The organism is Rhizobium sp. N731 (assembly GCF_001664145.1).
GTDB lineage: Bacteria > Pseudomonadota > Alphaproteobacteria > Rhizobiales > Rhizobiaceae > Rhizobium > Rhizobium esperanzae.
Genome location: NZ_CP013605.1, coordinates 101,990 through 124,493, shown reverse-complemented (window position 1 = coordinate 124,493; position 22,504 = coordinate 101,990). Strand labels below are relative to the sequence as shown.

Below are 22,504 nucleotides of genomic sequence, written 5' to 3'. Positions count from 1 at the left end.
CTATTGGAAGGGACAGACGTTGGTTTCAACCTATGTAAGCTACCTCGCGGTCGCGCGGAATCTCAACGCCAGTCTCTCCAGCGTGGCGTCCCAGGCAACGGTTGCCCGCGACAGCGCCTATTACAAGGAAAACATCGACAAGGTCACCACCGTCGACGAATTCATGAGCGATTACAAGCTCTACTCCTACGCCATGAAGGCCTACGGCCTAGAAGACATGACCTATGCCAAGGCCTTCATGAAGAAGGTGCTGGAGAGCGACCTCAGCGATTCATCGAGTTTTGCCAACAGCTTGAGCGACGGTCGTTATGCCGAATTCGCCGCTGCCTTCAAATTCTCCGGCGAGACGAAGACGGCGCAATCGGATGCGCAGCGGGACAGCCTGCTCGACGCTTACGAAGAGTCCTTCGATACCGAGGCCGAGAACATCGAGGACGAGACCCATTATTTCGAGGAGAATATCTCCTCGATGACATCGGTCGACGATTTGCTGTCGAGTTCGCGGCTGAAGAATTATGTGCTGACGGCTTTCGGCCTCAGCACCGAATACACCTCGACCAGCTTTCTGAAGAATGTTCTGACGAGCGATCTCGACGACTCCGAGAGTTTCGTCAACCAGCTCGACGACGATGTCTATGTCAGCCTGGCAAAGGCTTTCAATTTCAGCGAGGACGGTTCGGTCGACGGCGAGGTGATGTCGGAAGACCAGCTGTCGCTGGTGACAAGCGCTTATGCCGTGGCCTCATCGACGATTGCTTCCACGGAGACGGGGGAGGCTTATGATAGCTATTTCGCTGCACAGATCGGAAACATCACCTCCGTCGATCAATTAATGGGCGACGACAAGCTGGTGTCCTATCTCAGAACGGCCTACGGTCTTTCCGACACCGAAACAGACAACTTCATCTCCGCGGCCCTGAAAAGCGCCGACACCGCCGACGCGATCGGCTTGTCCGACCTGCACGACGCCTTCAATTTCGATGAGGATGGCGCGCTTGCCGACGGCGACACGGCCCAGACGTCGGAACAGACGGACGCGACCACGGCGGCCTTCGATGAAAACTACCGGGTGCTGATCGCCAATACCGACACGGAAGATGCGGTTGACAACTATACGACGCGCATTGCCAGCGTCACCTCGATCGACGATTTCCTGGTGTCGAACGGCGATGATGACGATGACGACAACGACGATCTCCCTGAATTATGGGAGATGGCGCTGCGGGCATTTGGCATAAACTCCGGCGAGGTCTCGAAAAGCGAGGTCCGGAAGATCCTCGAAAGTGACCCCAGCGATCCGAAGAGCTATGTCAACAGCCTGAAGGACGATCGGTTCGAGGCGTTTCGCAATGCCTTCAATTTCGACAGCGAAGGCGATGTGACCGTCCCGCTGCAGGCGATGTCGGAATCCGTCGTCGACGACTATGCCGCCTATTACAAGCAGAACAAGATCCGCTATCTCGAAGGCGACGAGCTGACCGAGGCGACCGACGCCGCGGACGAGGAGATCGAGTATTTCCGCGATCAGATGGCGACGATCACCTCTGCCAGCGAGTTTCTCGCTGACGACCGGCTGGTTGCCTTTGCGCTTGAGGCGAAGGGCTTGGATCCGGAGGACGTCACGTCGGACGACCTTGAGAAGATGTTTTCCTCCGATCTCGACGACGAAGACAGCTACGTCAACAAGCTCGAAGACAGCCGCTTCGCCGAACTGGTCGGCTCATTCAATTTTGACCGGGACGGCAATATCTCGGCTGATCCTACTGGGACGGTGCAGCAGCGCGGCGACGTCCTAGAGACGGTCGACGCCTATGTCAGGCTGACGCTCGAGGATGATCAGGGCGACAGCAACACTGGCGTGCGCCTTGCACTCTATTTCGAACGCAAGGCGCCGGAGATCTCGAGTGCCTATGACATTTTGGGCGACAGCGCACTGTTCGAATTTTTCACGACGAGCTTCAACCTGTCCAGCTATGTCTCGAATATGGACGTCGACAAGCAGGCCGAGATGATCGAGAATTTCATCGACATCAAGGACCTCGCCGATCCGGACAAGGTCGACGACCTGATCAAGCGGTTTACCGCCATGTACGATATGGCCAACGGTACCGGCGGCACGTCGACAGCGCTTTCCATCCTGACCGGCTCGGCGACGATCAGCGCCGATACGCTGCTTGCGATGGCGCAATTGAAAAGCGGCTGAGAAAGTCACTGCTCCGGCGGGTAACGCCTCTTCGAAAGAGACCGCGTGCCTAAACCCATCAAGGGGTCAGTGAATATTCGCGCTGCACGTCGAACTGGCGGCGATGGCACCTATTGCGGGGCCTGAAAGGCTTCCGCTTCCACATACCCTGCCGCCCGATGTAGGGCGCCGCTGGCGAGGGTTACCGAAAACCGCAAAATGCTGCGCTGCCGAAAAAACTGTCATGCCCACCGCTGCGCATTTTTTTGGCATGCCCCATTGACAATTCACCGCCGATGGCACTTGATGCGTTATTCCAGTAAAACAGACATGCGTCCATTATATTGGAATACAGGAACCATCCATAAGGGGAACGCCATGACCATTTCCTTTCGCACCTGCGCGATGTCGCTGGCCGCCGCCGCGCTCATGTCCACGCCTGCACTGGCTGACGGCAGCAAGCTCGACGAAGTGCTGGCCCGCGGCCATCTCGTGCTCGGCACGGGCAGCACCAATGCGCCCTGGCACTTCAAGAGCGCGGACGACAAGCTTCAGGGCTTCGATGTCGACATGGGCCATATCGTCGCCAAAGCTCTGTTCGGCGATCCGGACAAGATCGAATTTGTCAACCAGTCGTCGGACGCCCGCATTCCGAACATCACCACCGATAAGGTGGATATCACCTGCCAGTTCATGACCGTTACGGGCGAACGCGCCCAGCAGGTCGCCTTCACCATTCCCTATTATCGTGAGGGCGTCGGCCTGATGCTCAAGGCGGATGGAAAATATGCCGATTATGCCGCGCTGAAGGCTGCCGGCTCCTCGGTCACCATCTCGGTTCTCCAGAACGTCTATGCCGAAGCTATGGTGCACGCCGCATTGCCGGAGGCGACCGTCGATCAGTACGAATCCGTCGACCTGATCTATCAGGCGCTGGAGTCGGGGCGCGCCGATGCCGCCGCCACGGACCAGTCGTCGCTCGCCTGGTACATGACGCAGAACCCGGGCCGCTACAAGGACGCCGGCTACGGCTGGAACCCACAGACCTATGCCTGCGCCGTCAAGCGCGGTGATCAGGACTGGCTGAACTTCGTCAACACCGCTCTTCACGAAGCGATGACCGGTGTCGAGTTCGATTTCTATGCCAAATCCTTCAAGACCTGGTTCGGCAAGGATCTGGCGCCACCGCAGATCGGCTTCCCCGTCGAATACAAGTGACCGCGATGCGGGGCGGGAACTTGCTCCCCGCTCCGCTGGAATAGGATGATCCTGGTCCAGGTCGGGCTAAGATCTGAGTCCACTTCTGACTCGAATGGTTGGAGCATGACGTCTTCCGGGCCGCTCGTAGATTCGGCGGCATGCTCCGGTCTGAAAGGACCCGTATGGGTTACACACTGAATTTCGCTGCCGTCTGGCGCAATTTCGACTTTCTCTTAAGCGGACTTGCCCTCAGCCTTGGCCTTGCCGTGATCTCAATCCTGATCGGGGCCGCAATCGGTCTTGTCGTGGCTTTCGCGCTGACGTCGAAGAGCCGCTTCGCGCTCGTGCCGGCGCGCGTCTATGTCACTGTCATTCGCAACCTGCCGATTCTCGTCCTGGTGCTTTTCGCCTTTTTCGCGCTGCCGCAGATGGGCTTGCGCCTCGACAAGATGAAAAGCTTCGTGCTGGTTCTTTCGCTCTATTCCGGCGCCTATCTCGCCGAGGTGTTCCGCGCCGGACTGCTGTCGATTCCAAGAGGATTGACGGAAGCCGGCCTCGCCATCGGCCTGACGGCAATGCAGATCCGCAGCTCGATCATCGCACCGCTGATGCTGCGCAACGTGCTGCCATCGCTCTCCTCGACGATCATCTCGCTCTTCAAGGACACCTCGCTCGCCGCCGCCATCGCCGTGCCCGAGCTGACCTTTGCCGCCCGCAAGATCAATGTCGAGAGCTTCCGCGTCATCGAAACATGGATGGTTACATCAGCCCTCTATGTCGCGACCTGTTTCCTCATCGCCGCCTTGATGCGCCTCGTCGAGCGCCGTCTGGCCCTGCCGAGATAGACCCGATGTCTCACACTTTTCTCGAACAGCTCTGGATCGCCCGCTACGTGATCATGAACGGCATTGCGATGACGGTGTCAATTTCGCTGCTGGCCATTCTCGCTGGCTCCGTCCTCGGCGTTTTCGTCGGTCTGGCGCTCGTCTATGGCGGCATCGTCTTGCGCCTGATCGTGCGGGCCTATACCGATATCATCCGCGGCACGCCGGTGCTCGTGCTGGTGCTGGCAAGCTATTACGTATCCGCCGCGGTCGGTCTCGATCTCGGACCGTTCTCCGCCGGCGTGCTCGCGCTTGCCGTCTTCTGCTCGTCGCATGTCGGCGAAATCGTGCGCGGAGCGCTTCAGGCGATCCCGAAGGGCCAGACCGAAGCCGCCAAGGCGATCGGCCTGACCTTTGCCCAGACCTTCACCTCGGTGCTGTGGCCGCAGGCCATGCGCCAATGTCTGCCGGCATGGGTGAATACGGCGGCCGAAATGGTGAAGGCGTCGACGCTGCTCTCCGTCATCGGCGTCGCGGAGCTTCTCCTGCGCACGCAGGAGATCATTTCCCGCAATTTCATGAGCCTCCAGTTCTATTTTCTGGCCGGCGGTCTCTATTTCATCGTCAACTACGGCATCGAGCACTTCGGCAAATATGTCGAGCGCAAGACCGCACTGCCGTCCTGAGGAGCCTTCCGATGGCCAAGACCATTCTCGACATCAAAGGTCTGCGCAAGACTTACGGTATCCACGAAGTTCTCAAGGGGGTCGATTGCGCCGTTCAGGAAGGCGAGGTCATCTCCATCATCGGCTCCTCCGGCTCCGGCAAGACCACCTTGCTGCGCTGCGTCAACATGCTCGAGGAATTCCAGGGCGGCACGATCAGCCTCGACGGCGAGGAGATCGGCTATCACGTCGACGGCGCGACGCGGCGGCGCAAGAGCGAGAAGGAGATTGCGCGCCAGCGCGCCCTAACCGGCATGGCTTTTCAGCAGTTCAATCTCTTCCCGCATATGAGTGCCGCCGAAAACGTCATGCTCGGCCTCGTCAAGGTGAAGAAGATGACGAAGCCGGATGCCCGCATCATTGCCGAAAAATGGCTCGACCGCGTCGGCCTTGCCGCCCGCGCCAACCATTATCCCGGACAGCTCTCCGGCGGCCAGCAGCAGCGCGTCGCAATTGCCCGCGCCATCGCCATGTCGCCGCGATTGATGCTGTTCGACGAGGTGACCTCCGCGCTCGACCCGGAACTGGTGGGCGAAGTGCTGCAGGTCATCAAGGGGCTTGCTGCCGACGGCATGACCATGCTGCTCGTCACTCATGAGATGCGTTTCGCCTACGAGGTTTCGTCCCGCGTGATCTTCATGAACCAGGGGGTCATCTGCGAGGAGGGCGATCCGAAGGAAATGTTCGTGCGTCCGAAGACCGAACGGTTGGCGGAATTTCTCAAGACCTCGAGCTTCAACTAGAAAGGCGATGGCGGGCTCGCCCCCGTCAGATCGCCGGCGTCGCCTCAAGTCGGGCGGGGTCTTGAGCGGCGGCATCGGCTACAGGGCCAATGTCGGGGGAGGGGGAGCGGCTGCACAATTTACGTTCAGTCTGCATTCCCGGCAGGCAAACTTTCCACCAAAAATCCGGGACGGTTTGAAAAGTCTGAGCGCGGGGTTTTTGGCACGGGCTTTGCTTCCTGTCTTGTATGCAAGAGAGCCAGACATCCGAGACCACGCAGAAATCCATTGAGGCAACGATCGTCTCCGGGATCCTTTCTGCCAAGATTCGGCCGGGCACGCGTCTTGGCGAAAATCAGCTGGCGGCGCTCTTCGGTGTGTCCCGAACCCGCGTCCGTGAAGCAATGATGCGTCTGGAGACACGCGGCATCGTGCATGTCAGCCCCCGGCGCGGCTGGTTCGTCGTCGAGCCCTCCGCTGAGGATGCGATCGCCGTCTATGAGGCAAGGCGTGTCGTCGAGGCCGGATTGCTGCGCAGCATGGCCGTGCTGACAGAGGAGGGACGCAAGGCTCTCGACGCCCATCTGAATGAGGAGAGGAATGCCATGGCGGCGGGCGACCGCCAGCGGCTGACTTATTTGATGGGCGATTTCCATATCCGCATCGCGGAAGTGAGCGGGAACACGATCATCGTCGACATCATGCGCGACCTGACCGCGAGGACGATCCTCATTTCGATGCTCTATCAATCCGAATTTCATGCGGCCCAGTCCCATGAGGGGCACTGCCGTATTTTCGAGGCCATGCAGGCAGGTGATTTCGTCAGAGCTGCAGAGCTCTCCGTCGAACATCTTGACGAAGTGGAATTGGGCCTCGACCTGACGGCGCGGCCGGATCCTCTTTCGGATCTGCGCAAGTCCTTGTCGCTTCCGCCCAGGACCGCGTCCTCCACCTTCCAGCCGTCAGATCCAAAAATCACAACATCAAAGGAGCAATGAACACATGCTGACAAGACGGATCTTCTTCGCAATCGCGGCTCTCGCGGCGACCTTCGGCTTCAACTCGCCGTCTCATGCCGATGCTCTCGCCAATATTACGGCGCGCGGCACGCTGCGTGTCGCAGTCCCGCAGGATTTCCCGCCTTTCGGCAGCGTCGGCACCGATATGGCGCCGATGGGCTACGATATCGATATGGCCAATCTCATTGCTGAAAAGCTGGGCGTCAAAGCCGAACTCGTGCCGGTCACGAGCGCCAACCGCGTCCCCTATCTGCAGACCAACAAGGTCGACCTCGTCATATCCAGCCTCGGCAAGAATCCGGAGCGCGAAAAGGTGATCGATTTCTCGGTCGCCTACGCGCCCTTCTTCAACGGCGTGTTCGGTCCGGCCGATCTTTCGGTCGCCAAGGCGGAAGATCTCGCGGGCAAGAGCATCGGCGTCACGCGCGGCGCCGTGGAGGATCTCGAACTGACGAAGATCGCGCCGGCCGATGCGACGATCAAGCGTTACGAGGACAATAACGGCACCATCTCGGCCTTCCTGTCCGGCCAGGTCGACATCATTGCCACCGGCAACGTCGTGGCGGCCGCGATCCTCGCCAAAAATCCTCCCAAGCGCCCTGAGCTGAAGTTCCTGATCAAAAACTCGCCCTGCTACATCGGCCTCAACAAGGAACAGTCAGCGCTTCTGGAGAAGGTGAACGGCATTGTCACAGCTGCCAAAGCCGATGGCAGCTTGAACGCCATATCGCAGAAGTGGCTCGGCGCCGATCTGCCGTCCGATCTGTAAGGAAACCGGGTCTCGCGCATGTCTCCTGCGGCCGCGGGATGACATGCGCTCCGTCACCGCAAGAGGGGACATTCCTTGAGCTACCATTTCGAATTCGGCTGGCTGCTTGAATATTATCCCGAAATCATCAAGGGCGTGCTGATCACCCTGGAGCTTATCGCGATCGGCGGTGTGCTCGGTATTTCGCTCGGCATCCTCTGCGCCTGGGTGCGGGCGCTCGGCTCGGTCTGGCTGAAGCCGGTCGTTGCGGCCTATGTGGAACTGATCCGCAACACCCCGTTCCTGATCCAGCTTTTCTTCATCTTTTTCGGTCTGCCGTCGCTCGGCCTCCACCTTTCCGAATTGACAGCCGCCAACCTTGCCATGGTCGTCAACCTCGGCGCCTATAGCTGCGAGATTATCCGCGCCGGCATCCAGGCAACGCCGAAAGGCCAGTTCGAGGCAGGCGAGAGCCTCGCCATGACTCGCTTCGAGACTTTCCGCCATGTCGTGCTCGTGCCTTCGCTGCAGCGCATCTGGCCGGCGCTGTCGTCGCAAGTGGTCATCGTCATGCTCGGCTCGGCGGTCGTATCGCAGATCGCCGCCGAGGATCTGACCTTCGCCGCGAATTTCATCCAATCGCGAACCTTCCGAGCCTTCGAGGCCTACATCGTCTCGACATCAATCTATCTCGCGCTGGCGATCCTGCTCCGGCAGGTTCTGGGCTTGATCGGCTGGTTCATCTTCCCGAGGAGAGCAGCACGATGATCACGTTCACGCTCTGGGACATCCTGCGCAACCTGCTGCTCGCCACCCGCTGGACGATCCTTCTTTCGCTCGTCTCGTTCGTCGGCGGCAGTCTGGTCGGCCTGGGCCTGCTGTTCCTGCGCATCAGCAGGCGCAAGACCGGCCGGGCATTTGCGAAATATTATATCGAGCTCTTCCAGGGTACGCCGCTGCTGATGCAGCTCTTCATCGCCTTTTTCGGTCTCGGCCTCTTCGGAATAGACGTGCCGGCCTGGCTTGCTGCGGGATTGGCGCTGATCCTATGGAGCGCCGCCTTTCTCACCGAGATCTGGCGAGGCTGCGTCGAAGCGGTTGCGAAGGGGCAATGGGAAGCCTCCGCCAGCCTCGGCATGCGCCGTCTGCAGCAGATGCGCTACGTCATCCTTCCACAGGCGCTGAGGATCGCCATACCGCCGACCGTCGGTTTCTCCGTTCAGGTCGTCAAGGGCACGGCGCTGACCTCGATCATCGGCTTCGTCGAGTTGTCGAAAGCCGGCACCGTGGTCACCAACGCCACCTTCCAGCCCTTCACCGTTTATGGGCTCGTGGCGCTCATCTATTTCGCCCTTTGCTGGCCCTTGTCGAAAAGCAGCCAGATCCTGGAGAGGAAGCTCAATGTCGCTCATCGAAATCACTGACGTCCGCAAGAGCTACGGATCCAACGAGGTACTGAAAGGCATCAACCTGAATGTCGAGCCTGGCGAGGTCATCGCCATTATCGGCAAGAGCGGTTCGGGCAAATCGACCCTGCTTCGCTGCATCAATGGTCTTGAGACCATCACCAGCGGTTCCATCTCCGTGGCGGGGGCGCAACTCATCGATGACGAAGTCCATCTGAAGGCGCTGCGTCTGAAGGTCGGCATGATCTTTCAGCAATTCAATCTCTTCCCGCATCTGACTGCCGGCGGCAATGTCATGCTGTCGCAGACGGTGGTCAAAAAGACACCCAAGGCCGAAGCCGAGGCCACCGCCCGCAGGATGCTGGAACGTGTGGGGCTGGGTCACCGGTTCGACGCCTATCCGGACGAGCTCTCGGGCGGGCAACAGCAGCGCGTCGCCATCGCCCGCGCGCTCGCCATGCAGCCGAGCGCCCTTCTCTGCGATGAGATTACCTCGGCGCTCGATCCGGAACTGGTCGCCGAAGTTCTGGCTGTCGTGCGCGAACTTGCCGCCGAGGGGATGACGCTGCTGATGGTCACGCACGAGATGAAGTTCGCCCGCGACGTCTGCAGTCGCGTCGTTTTCATGCATCAGGGCCGTGTCCATGAATCAGGCCGGCCGGAGGATGTCTTCGCCAATCCGCAGACTGCCGAGCTCAGGCAGTTTCTCGGTGTCAACGTAGATTTGCCCGGCAAATCTGCAAGACTTTAGAATGCCGGACGCCCTTATCGCTCGCCACAACGAAGCGGTGCGGCCTCTATGCCGGGCATCTCTAGCCAGGATCAAAGGCGATCGGCTCGGACGTACCAATGGATATGCCTTCGCCAATCGCCTTTGCCCTGGCGAAAACCTGCTCCGGCAGAATGCTTCAAGCTAGCCCGAAAAGCTCAATTCAGTGGCTCAGCATTTCCTCTGCGATCCGCTTCCCACTCAGGTTTGAGGGGTAGTAGGTCGGCCAGTTGGTGACCTCATTCAGTAGCGCAGCGCGGTCATTGCCCCAATATAGATGGTAGTGGTCGGCCTTCTCGGGGGCGACGATGTGGTCGCTGAACTGGATGAACTGAGGTGCCGCGTCATCACCGGCGCTTTTCCTGAAGATGAAACGAACCCCTCGATTGCCTTTCTTGTATGTGAGGATTTCGTGCCCATCCGTCTCGTAGTCTCCGGTCACGGAGTCCTTGCCGCGGAAAAAGGTGACCTTCTTTCCGTTGATGACGATCCGGTCGACGTCGGTCTTGTATCCCGTCTCGTAGTAGGCACGATATTCCCCGGCGTTCTTGTCGCCATGTTTCGCCTTGTCGGCCATCACCGGATCCAAGGTTCCGTCGACAAGATAGGGGTAGACCGACTGCCAGTCGCCTTCCCAGTCCGATAGTTCACGCGCCTTTACCTGATCGTCATCGAAATACCCATCATACACCGACCCCTTTTTATCGTGGGTATGGCTGTGGTTGTGATTGTTTCCCGAGGATGTCTCAGCGCCTGCCATTCCTGCAAAAGTCAATGTTGCGGATACAGCCAGTGCGTAGCTGAGTGTTGTCATCGCCTTGTTCATTCACTGAAACCCTTTCGATTGGCCGGCACGGCTTGTGCTAGTATGTGATGTAATAACATTACAAACACGAACTAGCGCGGTTTGATGGCAAGCGCAAGGCGGAAACCGCTGAGACGCATCACTTGGGCCACCATGCACGACGCCAAGTCAATTCAGGAGGCGCCCGTCGCCAGGCGCGGTCGGCGAGCGCGTGTTTGGACGGTCCAGTGACGGGATCACAGGCAGGAGCCGTCTTTTCCTCGTCGATCCGCTGCAGATCGCGCTCGCTCATCGCTATCAATCCCATCCGCAATCTCCACCGTCATCAAAAACGGGAAGAGAGTGACATTCTAACTTTGCAGAAACAGGACACTTTAACTTTGCGGCTACAGGCGAATCTGGCGTAAGATAGCTTATGGAACTTAGCAGAAGAGGCCTATCACGAAAACGCCGAGCTAACCCGATGCTTCTGAATCCTGCAGCCACGCCGGAATATCCTGCTTGGCGTGCAGAACCCGCCACACATCGACGTGGTCGGCCCGCTCGAGATAGAAGACCACATAGGGAAATCCCTTGATCGTCGTGCAGCGCAGATCGGGCAGACCGAGTTCATATGCGTAGCGCAGTGAACCCGATGCAGGATGCTCTGCGATCAAAGTATAGGTTGATTGCAGCGCATCGATGAAGCCTACCGCTATCTGCGCTCCCGCCATGCGCGCGTAATAGTCCACGGCATTCTCGACATCCCCGCGAGCCGAGTGGCGGGGGACGATAGGTTTCGCGGTCACTTGGAGCTTTGTTTCGTTGCGCGCTCGCGCAAGCTATCGAAATAGCTGGTATCGATGGGTTCGGTCGTCTCGGATGACGCGCCCTCGAGCAGAAGATTCCGCAACTGCTGCCGATCCTTGTCGCGACGGATCAGTTCGCGCACGTACTCGCTGCTCGTGCCATATCCTCGACCGGCGACCTGCTGGTCGACGAAGTGCTTCAGATTGTCCGGCAGCGAGATATTCATAGTGCTCATGGGACCAGGATAGCCAGCATGGCAAAATTTGGCAAGGTCTAGCCCGCTTCTCTCACAGCCGCGTTGATTTTGATTAGGGCAGTGGTGAGTTTTGGTAGTGGGAGGACGAACGATCCGAAACCTTGGTTGGCTTGCTCGGCGCGGTCTTCCGGGCGCGCTGCCGCGCCGGTCCGCCAGCGCTAACAAGATTATGTGCCGTATTGATCAGGCCGATGTGCGAGAAGGCCTGGGGAAAATTGCCGAGCAGGCGGCTCGTCGCGGCGTTATATTCCTCCGCGAGCAAGCCGAGATCGTTGCGGAGGTCGAGCAAGTGGTCGAACAACTCCCGGGCGTCATCCCCGCGGTTAGCAAGGACATAGGCGTCAGCCAACCAGAAGCTGCAGGCTAGAAATGCCCCTTCGCGGCCACCGACCCCGTCGTCGGTCTCATCGGTCGAGTAGCGCAGGACCAGCCCGGTCTGCAACAAATCCCGCTCGATCGCTGCGATCGTGCCGATGATACGCGGATCGTCGGGCGCCAGGAAACCGAGTTGCGGCATCAGTAGCAGGCTCGCATCGATTGTATCCCCTCCGTAATATTGGACAAAACTGTTCTTTCCGGCATCGAAACCGTTAGTGCAGATATCGTCGTGAATCTGCTGGCGCAGCTCACGCCATTTGGCAATCGGTCCTTCGAGCCCGTATCTCTCGACGCCGATGACGGCTCGGTCGAAAGCAACCCAGGCCATCAAGCGAGAGTGGGTAAACGAGCGCGCCGGACCACGCACTTCCCAAATTCCGCGGTCGGGAATATGCCATGCACTTTCCAAATGACGGAGCAGGACCTTTTGCAGCCGCCAAGCCTCGTCGCGCGGCTGAAGTTCGGCATCGCGTGCCGCATGGAGGGTGTCGATCAACTCGCCAAAAACGTCGATTTGCACCTGCTCAGCTGCCTTATTGCCGATCCTGACCGGAGTACTTCTCTCAAATCCTTCCAGCCACGGCACCTCGACCTCGGGCAGCCAGCGCTCGCCCCCGATCCCGTACATGATCTGGAGTTGATCCGGAGAACCGGCGACTGCGCGAAGCAGCCATTGCCGCCAGTCTTCCGCTTCCTTGCGATATCCTGAATTCAATAGCGCGTAGAGCGTCAAGGCGGAATCACGCAGCCAGCAATAACGATAGTCCCAATTGCGCGTGCCTCCGATCTTCTCGGGAAGCGAGGTCGTGGGTGCGGCGACGATGGCGCCCGTCGGCGCGTAGATCAGCATCTTGAGCGTGATGAGCGAGCGGACCACCGGCTCGCGCCAAATGTCCGGCATGTCCTCAAAACTCCCCCTCTTGACCCATTCGCGCCACCAGATTGCTGTGCGTCCCAGCACCTCGCGGCGGTCAGCGACGAAGTGCGGCTTCTCGTTCGAAGCGTGGTAGGACAATGTCAGCGGTACGCTTTCACCTTCAGTCACGCGGAAACGTGCGCAGGTCTTCATGTTGCGGCCTTCAATCGGCAAAGCAGTGTGCAGTTCAATCGCGTGAGGACCCGCGACCGCGCTCAAGCCATAATCCTTACGCCGCACCCAAGGTACTGCCTGGCCATTTTCGAACCTCAGAACAAGTTCCATATCCATTTCGACCGTGCCGGAGACACCCGTCACGATGCGGATCACGTCGAGTGTCCGATCCGTTTCGCTGATCGGCATGAAATCCGTAAGGGTAGCGGCACCGGTAGGCGTCTCGAACCGGGTTTCAAGAATTGCGGTGTCGGGAAGGTAGCGCCGGCTCGTTTTTACTCCCTTTCCGACGGGTGCGATCCGCCAACGGCCGTTGTCAGGGGTCCCGAGAACCGCTGCGAAGCAGGCAGGCGAGTCAAAGCGGGGGAGACATAGCCAATCGATTGATCCGTCCTTGCCCACAAGTGCTGCAGACAGCATATTGCCGATCAGACCGTAATCTTCGATGCGCCTGACCATGTCCTTATTCAACCACCGTGCGCAAAGGAAGGATAATCGGTCATACCGCCATCGACGAAAACCGTCGTCCCGGTAACGTAGCGGGCGGCCTCCGACGAAAGCATGATGGCCATACTTGCGACATCCTCCGGCTCGCCTATGCGCCGCAGTGGGATTTTCGTCAGCAAATCCTTGTGGCCCTCGGCATCCTGCCAGACTGCCTGATTGATCGGGGTGCGGATCGCTCCCGGAGCGATGCAAAGCACGCGCACACCATGCGGCGCCGCTTCCTGTGCCAGCGATTTGGACATCATCGAAACGCCCGCCTTGCTGGCCGTATAAGCGCTGTAGCCGGTCCAGCCGATGACCTCATGGACACTGGTGGTGTTGAGCACGACGCCGGACCTCTGCGCGACCATGCGCTTAAGCGCTTCGCGCGTACACAGGTAGGTTCCCTTGAGGTTCACATCAATGACCTTACACCAGGCTTCGACATCACCTTCCCAGCCAAGCGAATAGCTACCGTCGATTCCTGCGTTGTTAACGAGAATATCGATGCCGCCCCACGCGGCGTCGATAGCACGGAACGTCGCCTCGACTGCTGCAGCATCCCTGATGTCGGCCATCACTGGGAAGCTTGACCACCGGCGGCGGTGACCTCGTCAACGAGCTTATCGGATTGCTCAGGGTTGGTCAGATAGTTGATCGCGACCCGTGCGCCCTCCGCGGCGAATGCCTTCGACATCGCAGCACCGAGACCAGAGTTGCCTCCTGTCACGAGAACGCGCTTGTTTGCCAGCCCCAGATTCATTGTGATTTCCGGTGAAATCGATTGAACGCGCGCCGCCAAGCAGCGCAACCATTAACGCCGAAGGGAAGCGCTTGTTCCTGACAATGAGGATGCTCGCTCCCAATCGACACGGGAGCAATCGCTACGGGATCCGCCGATCAGGCACCTGGCGTCCACTGAAACGCCTCATTGCCCCGCAGTTCCCGGCCTTTACAAAAGAGTCCCTCATTTCTTGCGGGCTGACGTGCATGATACGACGAACCATTCTGCGGCAAGCGAGGTGACGATGAAGCGCGGATTGGCCTTCGCCGTCGTCCATTCGGCCTTGGCCACGACCCGCCGGCGGCGTGACCAGCTGTCCTTCGTCGACCACAGCAAGTCACGGAAGACACGGGCCGCCGCGCCGCTTGCCTAGGCCGCCAGGCGCGCTTCTTCCGGGGCGCCGGCAATCCACGTCCGGCCTCATCTATTGAACTCGATATCGCTCATCTTCCGGGAAACGCGGACGTTCCAATGCCGTAGAGCATCGCACGCCTCGGCCCGCGTGGGTGCGCCGATGCGTCCGCCGAACACCTGGCATTTGAGAGCCGCCGCCATGGATGACAGTCGCATCGTCTCTTCGATCGGCATGCCTTCCGCGATTGCCAGCGCGAAGGCGCCGTGGAAGATGTCGCCGGCTGCAAGTGTGTCGATCGCTCTCACCTTCGGCGCGGCAAGGTGACGGATGTCGCCGCTTGGATCATCGAACCACAGGGAGCCATGTTCGCCAGCAGTGACGCTGATGAAGGCATGTTCGAATTTCCGTTTCAGCAGGCCGACGGTCTCGACGAGATCCGCCGTCCCGGCAAGCCGCTCGGCCGCGGGCTGCGAAAACACGATGTGGCTGGCGGCCGGCGCCAGCATCTCGATGACCCCCTCGCCGGCAACGTCGCCGTCGAGTATGGCCGGTTTGCCGGCCTTGCCAGCTGCGATCAACACCCGCAGTGCAAGCTTCGGCCATCGGACATCGACAAGCACCGCATCGAAAGCAGACATCTCCTGCTCGGTGACCAACCTGACCGTATCGTGGAGCCTCTCGTCGTAGAAAGGCACAATCAGGCGTTCGCCCTCATCATCGATGAGGATCGTCGAGACGGCCGAGCGGGCGCCCTGCACAACCGTCATGCCGCTCGTGTCTATGCCGCTGTCGCCGAGGTCGGAAATGATCCGTTCGCCGGTGGCGTCGTCGCCGACCGCGCCCCAGAGGCTGGCATGGCCGCCAAGCCGGGCGACGGCGAATGCCGCGCTTGACGCCATGCCTTCGGCGACCTGCAGCATCTCATAGGGCAAGATCTTGCCCTGGCCCGATGGCAATGAGCGCACCCGGAACAGGGTGTCGAGCACCGCCGCGCCGATGCAAAGCACGCGGCGTGGCGGACCCGGCGGCGGGCCGAAGGCAGAGGAACTCATTAGCGGTCGCCTCACCTGCTCACTTGACGGCCCCGGCCGTCAGCCCGGCGACGATCTGTCGTTGCGCAAAGACGGTCAAGATCAGCACCGGCAAGGTGACGATCAGCGCGGCTGCCGCGAGCGGCCCCCAACTCACCTGTTCGAAGGACAGCATATTGTAGACGGCGACCGGCAGCGTGCGCGTCTCGCGGCTGGCGAGCACGATGCCGAAGACGAAGTTGTTCCAGGAGAAGATCACCGACAGGATGAAGGCGACGACGATGCCGGGCCTCGCGATCGGCAGGGCGACCAGGCGGAAAACCTGCCAGGGCGTGGCGCCGTCGATGCTCGCAGCCTCTTCCAGTTCCATCGGCGTCGTCTCGAAATAGCCGATCATGATCCACACGACGATCGGCACGGTGACGACGAGATGGATGATGATCTGCGGCATGAGCGTGCCGAGCAGATTCAGCCACTGGAACAACAGGAAGAGCGGGATCAGGAACGACAGGCCGGGCGTCATGCGCGCGATCATGATGACCATCGCAGATTTCTCCGCCTTCAGACGCGCGATTCCGTATCCGGCCGGCACGCCGATCAAAAGCGCCAGAATCGTGGCGCTGCCGGTCACCAGCAGCGAATTCCAGAGATAAAGGAAGAAATTGTTCTCCTCGAAGACCTTCACATAGTTTGACCAGGCGAAACGCTCCGGGATGAAGATCGGCGGATAGGCGCCGTTGTCGATTTCATATTTCAGCGACAGCGAGATCATCCAGAGGAAAAACAGCACGACCGGCGAGATCATCACCAGCGCGACGAACAGCAGTCCGATGCGATCGAGCGTCTTGCGCTTCATCAGCGTGCCTCCCCGTCGGACCAGTTGACGCGCTGCCGGATCATCATCAGGACGAAGGAGAGCAGCACGATGAGGATGAAGAAGACGACCGCCATGGCTGAGCCATAGCCGATATCGTAATAGGCGAAGGCGGTGTTGTAGAGATAGATGTTGATCGTTTCCGATGCCGTGCCGGGGCCGCCCTGGGTCATGGCATAGATGATGTCGAAGCTCTTCACCGCATCGATGCTGCGGATGATCACGGCGATCATCAGGAAGGGCGCGATCATCGGCAGCGTCAGATAGCGGAATTTCTGCCAGACATTGGCGCCGTCGATCTCAGCGCTTTCATAAGGTTCGCGCGGAACCGCCGCCAGGCCGCCGAGCACGATCAGCATGACGAGCGGCGTCCACTGCCAGCTTTCGACCAGGACCAGCGAGGGAATGACGCTGCGCTGATTGTAGATCCACTCCTGCGGGCCGATGCCGACGAAGGAGAGGAGATAGTTGAGCACACCGAGCTGCGGATGATACATCATCGTCCAGACGAGCGCGATGGCGACGGGGGTCGCCATCATCGGCATCACGAATATGCCTCGTATGAGGCCGCGCAGCGGGAATCGGGCATCGAAGATCAGCGCGGCGAGCGTCCCCAGAAAAAGGGGAACCAGCACGGAGAGCGCGGTATAGAGCACCGTATGCCACAGCGACTCCCAGAAGCGCATGTCGGTGGCGAGTCTGATATAATTGTCGAGCCCGGCAAAGACCTGCGACTGGCCGAGCGTCCAGCTGTTGACGCTCATCCACACCGTAAACACCCATGGAAAGACGATGACGGCTGAGATGACAATGAGCGCCGGGATGACGAAGGGCCAGTAGTTGGGAGCAAACCGATCCGGTTTGCTCCTTCCTTTCGACGCCTTGGCCATAGCGGCCGTTTCGATGCCTGCCGAGGCCATTATCCCTCGCTTTTCGCCAGGACGGGTTCGAACTGTGCCGTCGCCGTCTTCAGTTCGGTTTCAGGATCGGCGCCGCCGATCATGTTGGTGAGACCGACGCCATAGATGTCGCGGAACTCGGTGACCGGAATGATGACCGGCAGGGCGAGTTGCGAGATCTTGCCGGAGCCGGCAACTGCATCCAGCCATGTGCCTGGCATCTTGACGCCTTCGCGGACCTTGGCGTCCTCAAGGACGGACTGGCGGAACGGAACGCCGGCGCCGGCCTGCAGCAGGCGTGCGCCCATGTCGTGCGAAATCGCCCATTGGCAAAACAGGTAGGCGGCTTCCTTCTTCTGGCTTGCCGCGACGACGCCGAGGCCGTCGCCGAAGGTGCCCGCGGCCTGCGCCTTCGGTCCTTTCGGCATGACGCCGTAACCGACCTGGCCGACGACGCGCGACTTTTCCGGATTTTCGATCGGCGGGGCGAAGCCGACGCCATCCAGCCACATGCCGATCTTGCCCTGCAGGAAGGCCGACTGCGCCTCGGCCCAGTTGAAGCCGGAAACGCCGGGAGGAGCGGTCTTGGTCATCAGCCTCTGATAAAGTTTGGCCGCGTCGATCGCTTCCTGCGATGTCGTGCGCAGCTTGCCGTCCGGGCCGAGCGGGCTCGAGCCGTAGCCAAGCAGCAACGTCGTCCAGACCGGCGTGTTGGCGTTCTTCAGGCCGCGGGCGACGAAACCGTAGGTATTGGTCGAGGGATCGGTCAGCGCCTCTGCAGCACTTGCGAGTTCTTCGAAGCTGGTGGGGTAGGCAAGCCCCTTCTTCTCGAATAGCGCCTTGTTCCAGTAGATGATCCAGTAATCGACCGAGAAAGGCAGCGAACGGAGAACGCCGTCGGCATCCTTGGCGAAAGCGAGGCCTGCTTCGGCGAAATCGCTTTCCACCAAGGAGGGATCGGTCAGCGAAGCGTCCTTGAGGAAGCCGCTGATATCGGCAAGCCAGCCGCCTTTCTCGAACTGCCGCTTCTGGACGTGGTAGCTCAGGTGCACGACGTCGAAGCTCGGTTTTCCGGAGCTCAGCTCGATCGTCGTCTTCTGGCGCTGCTGCTGTTCGGGTGTTGCCTCGGCATTGACCTTGATGCCGGTGAGTTCCTCGAACTCGGACAGGTACTTGGTCAGGATTTCGCTGCGCGGGCTCTTGACCAGATTGACCTCAAGCGTGGTGCCGGCAAAGCGCTTCCAGTCGACCGCGGCGGCGGCCGGCCGCATGCCGAGCATGCTGCTGGCCCCAAGAGCAGCCGTGCCGGCCAGAAAGCCGCGCCTCGTCGGGTTGAAGAATGATGACATGTAATCCTCCTCCTTTTGCCGGTGATCTCCTCATCTCCGGTTGTTCATTCTCGATCATATCCTCAGCGCACGATCCCTTGCACCGTTGATGTGTGCGACAAGGCTGTTGACGGCGTCCTCCGCCGAACGGCGTTCAATCGCCTCGAGCACCTTCAGGTGCTCGCCCATCACAGGCCCGACGTGACCGTCGATGCGAAAGCGGTCCTGGCTGATCAGGCGCATCTTGATCGAGTTCACGCGGTAGGCGTTCGAAATGATAGTATTGCCAAGGGCGTCGATAAAGGCATCATGCATGCCCCAGTCGACAGCCTGCGCGCGCAGCTCCAACTCGTGCGATCCGTCGCCGCTGCGGATGGCGTCGGCGATATCCCGGTGCTGTTTCACGAGCTTTGCGATCGTTTCGTCCGACGCGGACCGGGTGAAGAGGGCCACGGCTTCCTTCTCCAGGAACACGCGCAGCTGGAAGGCCTCGCGGATGAGGTTGAGATCGATATGAGCGATCTGCAACCCCCGCTGCGGCACGGTCTTGATCAGCCCTTCGGCTTCAAGCCTGGGGATGAGTTCGCGGATGGCACCGAGCGGCAGTCCCGTCAGCTCCACGAGGCGGCGCTGAGACACGAACTGGCCGGGACGCACGTCACGTGCAAGGAGGTGGCGCGTGAAGCTCGCATACGCCTTTTCCCGCAGTGTCGGCTGCTCCTCCGTTCCGTCCATCGCCTTCTCCAGAAACATGCCCGACCTATGCGGCTTTCGAGCGGAAAAGATTATCGAATGCCAGAGCGAGCTGCGCCCGCGCTTCGCCGGATACCGAAGTAAGCGGCGGACGGACCGCGATCCATGTCTCCTCCGACGTCGTGCGCGCGACCATCGCCTTCACGGCCGGAACGACAGGATGTTTCAGCAATTCGAGAACGAAATCGGCAACGCGGTTATCGTCCCTGCCCTCCTCGGCCATCGGCCTGAGTTCGCGGGGCACGAAATTCGCCATGCCCGAGATCGCGCCCTGACCGCCGAGCCGCACGGCCCTTGCGAGGTGCCGCTCGTCGCCGACCAGGATGATGAGATCACTATGCGCTTCGAGAAGCGCTTCGGTGTAGGGCCAGTCGCCGGAGGAATCCTTGACGCCTGTGACGATATGCGGAAAGGCGGTCCGCAGCCGGCCGATCAGCGACACGCTCAGCGGCACCATGGTGACCGACGGAAGATTATAGACGATAATGTCGCGTGCTTTGTCCCCTAACAGGGCGAATACGGCGGAAAACCACTGAAAGACGCCGTCGTCACTGACGTTTTTGAAATAGGACGGCGGGGCAAGAAGGATGTTGCGGGCGCCCCTGGACAGAGCCTGACCGGCCTGCATCGCCGCATCCTCTGCGGCATCGACCAGCACGCCGACGATAATGTTGCCAGGCGCAATACCGGCATCGAGAAACGCGGCCAGCACGCGTTCCCGTTCGCCATTCCCGATGGAGGAACCCTCGCCCGTCGTCCCGAACAGCGTCACGCTGGAGCATCCGGCCGCAAGACTGCGCCGCGCCTGCGCGATCATCGCCTCGATCGCAATATTGCCATCGCCGTCGAACGGCGTGGCGAGAGCGACGGAAAGCCCGAATCTTGATGTCAACTTCATTCCTCCCAGCTAACGGGTCAGATGTAGCAGGCTGACATGTTAGTTGTAAAGGGGTGACGTTCGGTCGCGTCTTTTAGCAGATTCTTCTCGACGACCGAGGTTTCCAAACGTTCCGCGGCCGGCCCGATTTACGAGACTACTCCTTCACCGCGCCCGTCATCGAGGAGACGTAGTAGTCGACGAAGAAGGAATACAGGATCACGACAGGCAGCGAGCCGAACAGCGCGCCCGCCATCAGCGATCCCCATTCGAAGACGTCGCCGCGGACCAGTTCCGTGAGGACGCCGACCGGAATGGTCTTGTTCTCCGAGGACTGGATGAAGGTCAGCGCATAGATGAATTCGTTCCATGAGAGCGTGAAGGCGAAGATGCCGGCGGAGATCAGGCCCGGCACCGCAAGCGGCAGGATGATCTTGACCAGGATCTGCCAGCGGTTGGCGCCGTCCACCAGCGCGCTTTCCTCGAGCTCGAACGGGATCGAGCGGAAATAGCCCATCAGCAGCCAGGTGCAAAACGGGATGAGGAACGTGGGATAGGTGAAGATCAGCGCCAGGCGCGAGTCGTAGATCCCGAGCTTGAAGACGATGAAGGCGAGCGGGATGAAGAGGATCGACGGCGGAATGAGATAGGCGAGGAAGATGACGAGGCCGATCTGCCGCGAGCCGGTGAAGCGGATGCGCTCGATCGCATAAGCGCCGAACACCGAGGCCGCCAGCGACAGCGCCGTCGACCCAACGGCCACCAGCATCGTGTTCCACAGCCAGCCGGGATAGGACGTCTCGAGGAACAGGTATTTGATGTGGTCGAGCGTCGGCCCGACCACCCAGAAGGGGCTGTAATTGTTGTAGTCGGTCAACTGTTCGTTCGGCTTCACGGCGGTGATCGCCATCCAGTAAAAGGGAAAAAGCAGAACGAAGACGAAGACCGCCATCGGCAGGTAGAGCATCACTACGCGCCGCGGCAGGCGGTTCAGATAGCTCATGCCCTCGGCATTGTCGGTCAGGACCTCATCGGCCGTTTTGAGATTGGTCGACATTTTTTCCCCCTTAGAGCAATTCCAGCAAAAGTGCGTAGCGGTTTTGCGTCCGGAATGCGTAAAAACAAAGAGATAGAGTATTTCCGTGGAAATACACTAGTCCTGGCCGCCCTGCTGCCATTTGCGGCGTTGCAGGCCGAAGAAGCTGAACATGATGGCACCGAGCAGGAAGGGTATCATGGCGACCGCGATGGCCGCCCCCTCACCGAGCTGGCCGCCCGGAATGCCGCGCTGGAAGGAGAGTGTGGCCATCAGATGCGTGGCGTTGACCGGTCCGCCCTTGGTCAGCACGTAGATCAGCTGGAAATCCGTGAAGGTGAAGAGCACCGAGAAGGTCATGACGACCGCGATGATCGGCGTCAGCATCGGCAGCGTCACATAGCGGAAGCGCTGCCAGCTCGTCGCGCCGTCGAGCGAGGCCGCCTCCTGCAGCGAAGCCGGAATGGTCTGCAGGCCGGCAAGCAGCGAGATCGCCACGAAGGGGATGCCGCGCCAGACATTGGCGACGATGACCGATATCCGCGCATTTGTGGGATCACCGAGGAAGTTGATTGGCGCGCTGATCAGCCCGAGCTTCATCAGCGACCAGGAGATGATCGAGAACTGGGAATCGTAAATCCACCAGAAGGCCAGCGCCGAAAGCACCGTCGGCACCACCCAGGGCAACAGCACGATCGCCCGAAAGAAGGATTTGAATGGAAGGTGCTGGTTCAGGAGCAGTGCCAGCCAGAGGCCGAGCGCGAATTTCAGAGCCGAGGCGATGACCGTGTAAAGGATGGTGTTGAAGACCGACAGCCAGAAAACGGCGTCATCGGCCAGGAACTCATAGTTCTCCAGGCCGATGAAGATGCCATCCCGGCCGATCCGCGTGTCGGTAAAGCCAAGCCAGACGCCGAGCCCCAGGGGATAGGTGAGGAAGCAGACAAGGAACACGGCGGCCGGCAGCATGAACAGGAAGCCGAGCACATTGTTGTTCTGCATCAGCGAGGGGCCGCGCGTATCCCCGGATTTCAAGGTCGACATTGCTTGTCTCCAGATTGAATTCAGTCCTGACGCATGTCGCCCGGAAGTGTGCAGCGGTTCCGGGACTACGACATGCATAAAAACAAGGAACTAAAGCGCGGCGCATGGATCAAATCTGATGTGA

At 60.0% G+C, this 22,504-nt stretch carries 22 protein-coding genes and 2 pseudogenes; 10 read left to right on the top strand and 14 right to left on the bottom strand.

Annotated features, from left to right (window positions below):
• Nucleotides 1-19: 19 nt before the first annotated feature.
• From AMK02_RS25885 to AMK02_RS25840, 10 genes are all read left to right on the top strand, one after another.
• Nucleotides 20-2,203 (top strand): DUF1217 domain-containing protein, encoded by a 2,184-nt coding sequence (locus AMK02_RS25885; protein WP_064807425.1) that lies wholly within the window; start codon nt 20-22, stop codon nt 2,201-2,203.
• A gap of 357 nt (nt 2,204-2,560) precedes the next feature.
• Nucleotides 2,561-3,400 carry a transporter substrate-binding domain-containing protein gene (locus AMK02_RS25880; protein ID WP_064807424.1) on the top strand — a complete coding sequence of 280 codons (840 nt, stop codon included), beginning with the start codon at nt 2,561-2,563 and terminating at the stop codon, nt 3,398-3,400.
• A gap of 164 nt (nt 3,401-3,564) precedes the next feature.
• Nucleotides 3,565-4,227, top strand: coding sequence for an amino acid ABC transporter permease (locus AMK02_RS25875; RefSeq protein WP_064807422.1), 663 nt, complete (start codon nt 3,565-3,567; stop codon nt 4,225-4,227).
• Nucleotides 4,228-4,232: 5 nt separating this feature from the next.
• Entirely contained in the window at nt 4,233-4,892 is a 660-nt protein-coding gene (locus tag AMK02_RS25870; RefSeq protein WP_011428473.1) for an amino acid ABC transporter permease, read from the top strand.
• 11 nt (nt 4,893-4,903) lie between these two features.
• The gene (locus AMK02_RS25865) at nt 4,904-5,674 is read left to right on the top strand and encodes an amino acid ABC transporter ATP-binding protein (RefSeq protein WP_064807421.1); all 771 of its coding nucleotides are present in this window, start codon (nt 4,904-4,906) and stop codon (nt 5,672-5,674) included.
• A gap of 227 nt (nt 5,675-5,901) precedes the next feature.
• Nucleotides 5,902-6,651, top strand: coding sequence for a GntR family transcriptional regulator (locus AMK02_RS25860; RefSeq protein WP_064807419.1), 750 nt, complete (start codon nt 5,902-5,904; stop codon nt 6,649-6,651).
• Between the two features lie 4 nt (nt 6,652-6,655).
• Nucleotides 6,656-7,441 (top strand): transporter substrate-binding domain-containing protein, encoded by a 786-nt coding sequence (locus tag AMK02_RS25855; RefSeq protein WP_064807417.1) that lies wholly within the window; start codon nt 6,656-6,658, stop codon nt 7,439-7,441.
• 75 nt (nt 7,442-7,516) lie between these two features.
• On the top strand, nt 7,517-8,188 hold the full coding sequence (locus AMK02_RS25850) for an amino acid ABC transporter permease (RefSeq protein WP_064807415.1): 672 nt from the start codon (nt 7,517-7,519) through the stop codon (nt 8,186-8,188).
• Nucleotides 8,185-8,844 carry an amino acid ABC transporter permease gene (locus AMK02_RS25845; RefSeq protein WP_064807414.1) on the top strand — a complete coding sequence of 220 codons (660 nt, stop codon included), beginning with the start codon at nt 8,185-8,187 and terminating at the stop codon, nt 8,842-8,844. Before AMK02_RS25850 ends, AMK02_RS25845 begins: the two co-directional genes overlap by 4 nt.
• Entirely contained in the window at nt 8,822-9,577 is a 756-nt protein-coding gene (locus AMK02_RS25840; protein WP_064807412.1) for an amino acid ABC transporter ATP-binding protein, read from the top strand. Before AMK02_RS25845 ends, AMK02_RS25840 begins: the two co-directional genes overlap by 23 nt.
• Before the next feature lie 181 nt (nt 9,578-9,758).
• On the opposite strand, the gene AMK02_RS25835 is transcribed toward AMK02_RS25840, so the two are convergent.
• From AMK02_RS25835 to AMK02_RS25775, 14 genes and pseudogenes are all read right to left on the bottom strand, one after another.
• Complete coding sequence (locus AMK02_RS25835) at nt 9,759-10,421, bottom strand: ZinT family metal-binding protein (RefSeq protein ID WP_064807410.1); 663 nt, start codon at nt 10,419-10,421, stop codon at nt 9,759-9,761.
• Between the two features lie 434 nt (nt 10,422-10,855).
• Nucleotides 10,856-11,188, bottom strand: coding sequence for a type II toxin-antitoxin system RelE/ParE family toxin (locus AMK02_RS25830; RefSeq protein ID WP_064807408.1), 333 nt, complete (start codon nt 11,186-11,188; stop codon nt 10,856-10,858).
• Nucleotides 11,185-11,424, bottom strand: coding sequence for a type II toxin-antitoxin system ParD family antitoxin (locus AMK02_RS25825; protein WP_064807406.1), 240 nt, complete (start codon nt 11,422-11,424; stop codon nt 11,185-11,187). Before AMK02_RS25825 ends, AMK02_RS25830 begins: the two co-directional genes overlap by 4 nt.
• Before the next feature lie 73 nt (nt 11,425-11,497).
• Nucleotides 11,498-13,372 (bottom strand): glycoside hydrolase family 15 protein, encoded by a 1,875-nt coding sequence (locus tag AMK02_RS25820; protein WP_064807404.1) that lies wholly within the window; start codon nt 13,370-13,372, stop codon nt 11,498-11,500.
• A gap of 8 nt (nt 13,373-13,380) precedes the next feature.
• Nucleotides 13,381-14,096, bottom strand: a pseudogene (locus AMK02_RS25815) (SDR family oxidoreductase).
• A gap of 309 nt (nt 14,097-14,405) precedes the next feature.
• Nucleotides 14,406-14,591 (bottom strand): annotated as a pseudogene (locus AMK02_RS30855) (transposase); the annotation flags it as partial.
• 12 nt (nt 14,592-14,603) lie between these two features.
• Complete coding sequence (locus AMK02_RS25810; protein WP_064807402.1) at nt 14,604-15,590, bottom strand: sugar kinase; 987 nt, start codon at nt 15,588-15,590, stop codon at nt 14,604-14,606.
• A gap of 19 nt (nt 15,591-15,609) precedes the next feature.
• The gene (locus AMK02_RS25805) at nt 15,610-16,425 is read right to left on the bottom strand and encodes a carbohydrate ABC transporter permease (protein ID WP_064807400.1); all 816 of its coding nucleotides are present in this window, start codon (nt 16,423-16,425) and stop codon (nt 15,610-15,612) included.
• A complete protein-coding gene (locus tag AMK02_RS25800; RefSeq protein ID WP_064807399.1) occupies nt 16,425-17,363 on the bottom strand; it encodes a carbohydrate ABC transporter permease in 939 nt (312 codons plus the stop codon). The genes AMK02_RS25805 and AMK02_RS25800 overlap by 1 nt, the downstream gene beginning before the upstream one ends.
• Complete coding sequence (locus tag AMK02_RS25795; protein ID WP_064807397.1) at nt 17,363-18,691, bottom strand: ABC transporter substrate-binding protein; 1,329 nt, start codon at nt 18,689-18,691, stop codon at nt 17,363-17,365. The genes AMK02_RS25800 and AMK02_RS25795 overlap by 1 nt, the downstream gene beginning before the upstream one ends.
• 54 nt (nt 18,692-18,745) lie before the next feature.
• A complete protein-coding gene (locus AMK02_RS25790; protein WP_189637040.1) occupies nt 18,746-19,423 on the bottom strand; it encodes a GntR family transcriptional regulator in 678 nt (225 codons plus the stop codon).
• Nucleotides 19,424-19,430: 7 nt separating this feature from the next.
• Complete coding sequence (locus tag AMK02_RS25785) at nt 19,431-20,315, bottom strand: dihydrodipicolinate synthase family protein (protein WP_064807955.1); 885 nt, start codon at nt 20,313-20,315, stop codon at nt 19,431-19,433.
• Nucleotides 20,316-20,457: 142 nt separating this feature from the next.
• Nucleotides 20,458-21,357, bottom strand: a complete 900-nt coding sequence (locus AMK02_RS25780; RefSeq protein WP_064807393.1) for a carbohydrate ABC transporter permease — start codon at nt 21,355-21,357, stop codon at nt 20,458-20,460.
• 96 nt (nt 21,358-21,453) lie between these two features.
• Entirely contained in the window at nt 21,454-22,380 is a 927-nt protein-coding gene (locus AMK02_RS25775; RefSeq protein WP_064807391.1) for a carbohydrate ABC transporter permease, read from the bottom strand.
• Nucleotides 22,381-22,504 lie beyond the last annotated feature (124 nt).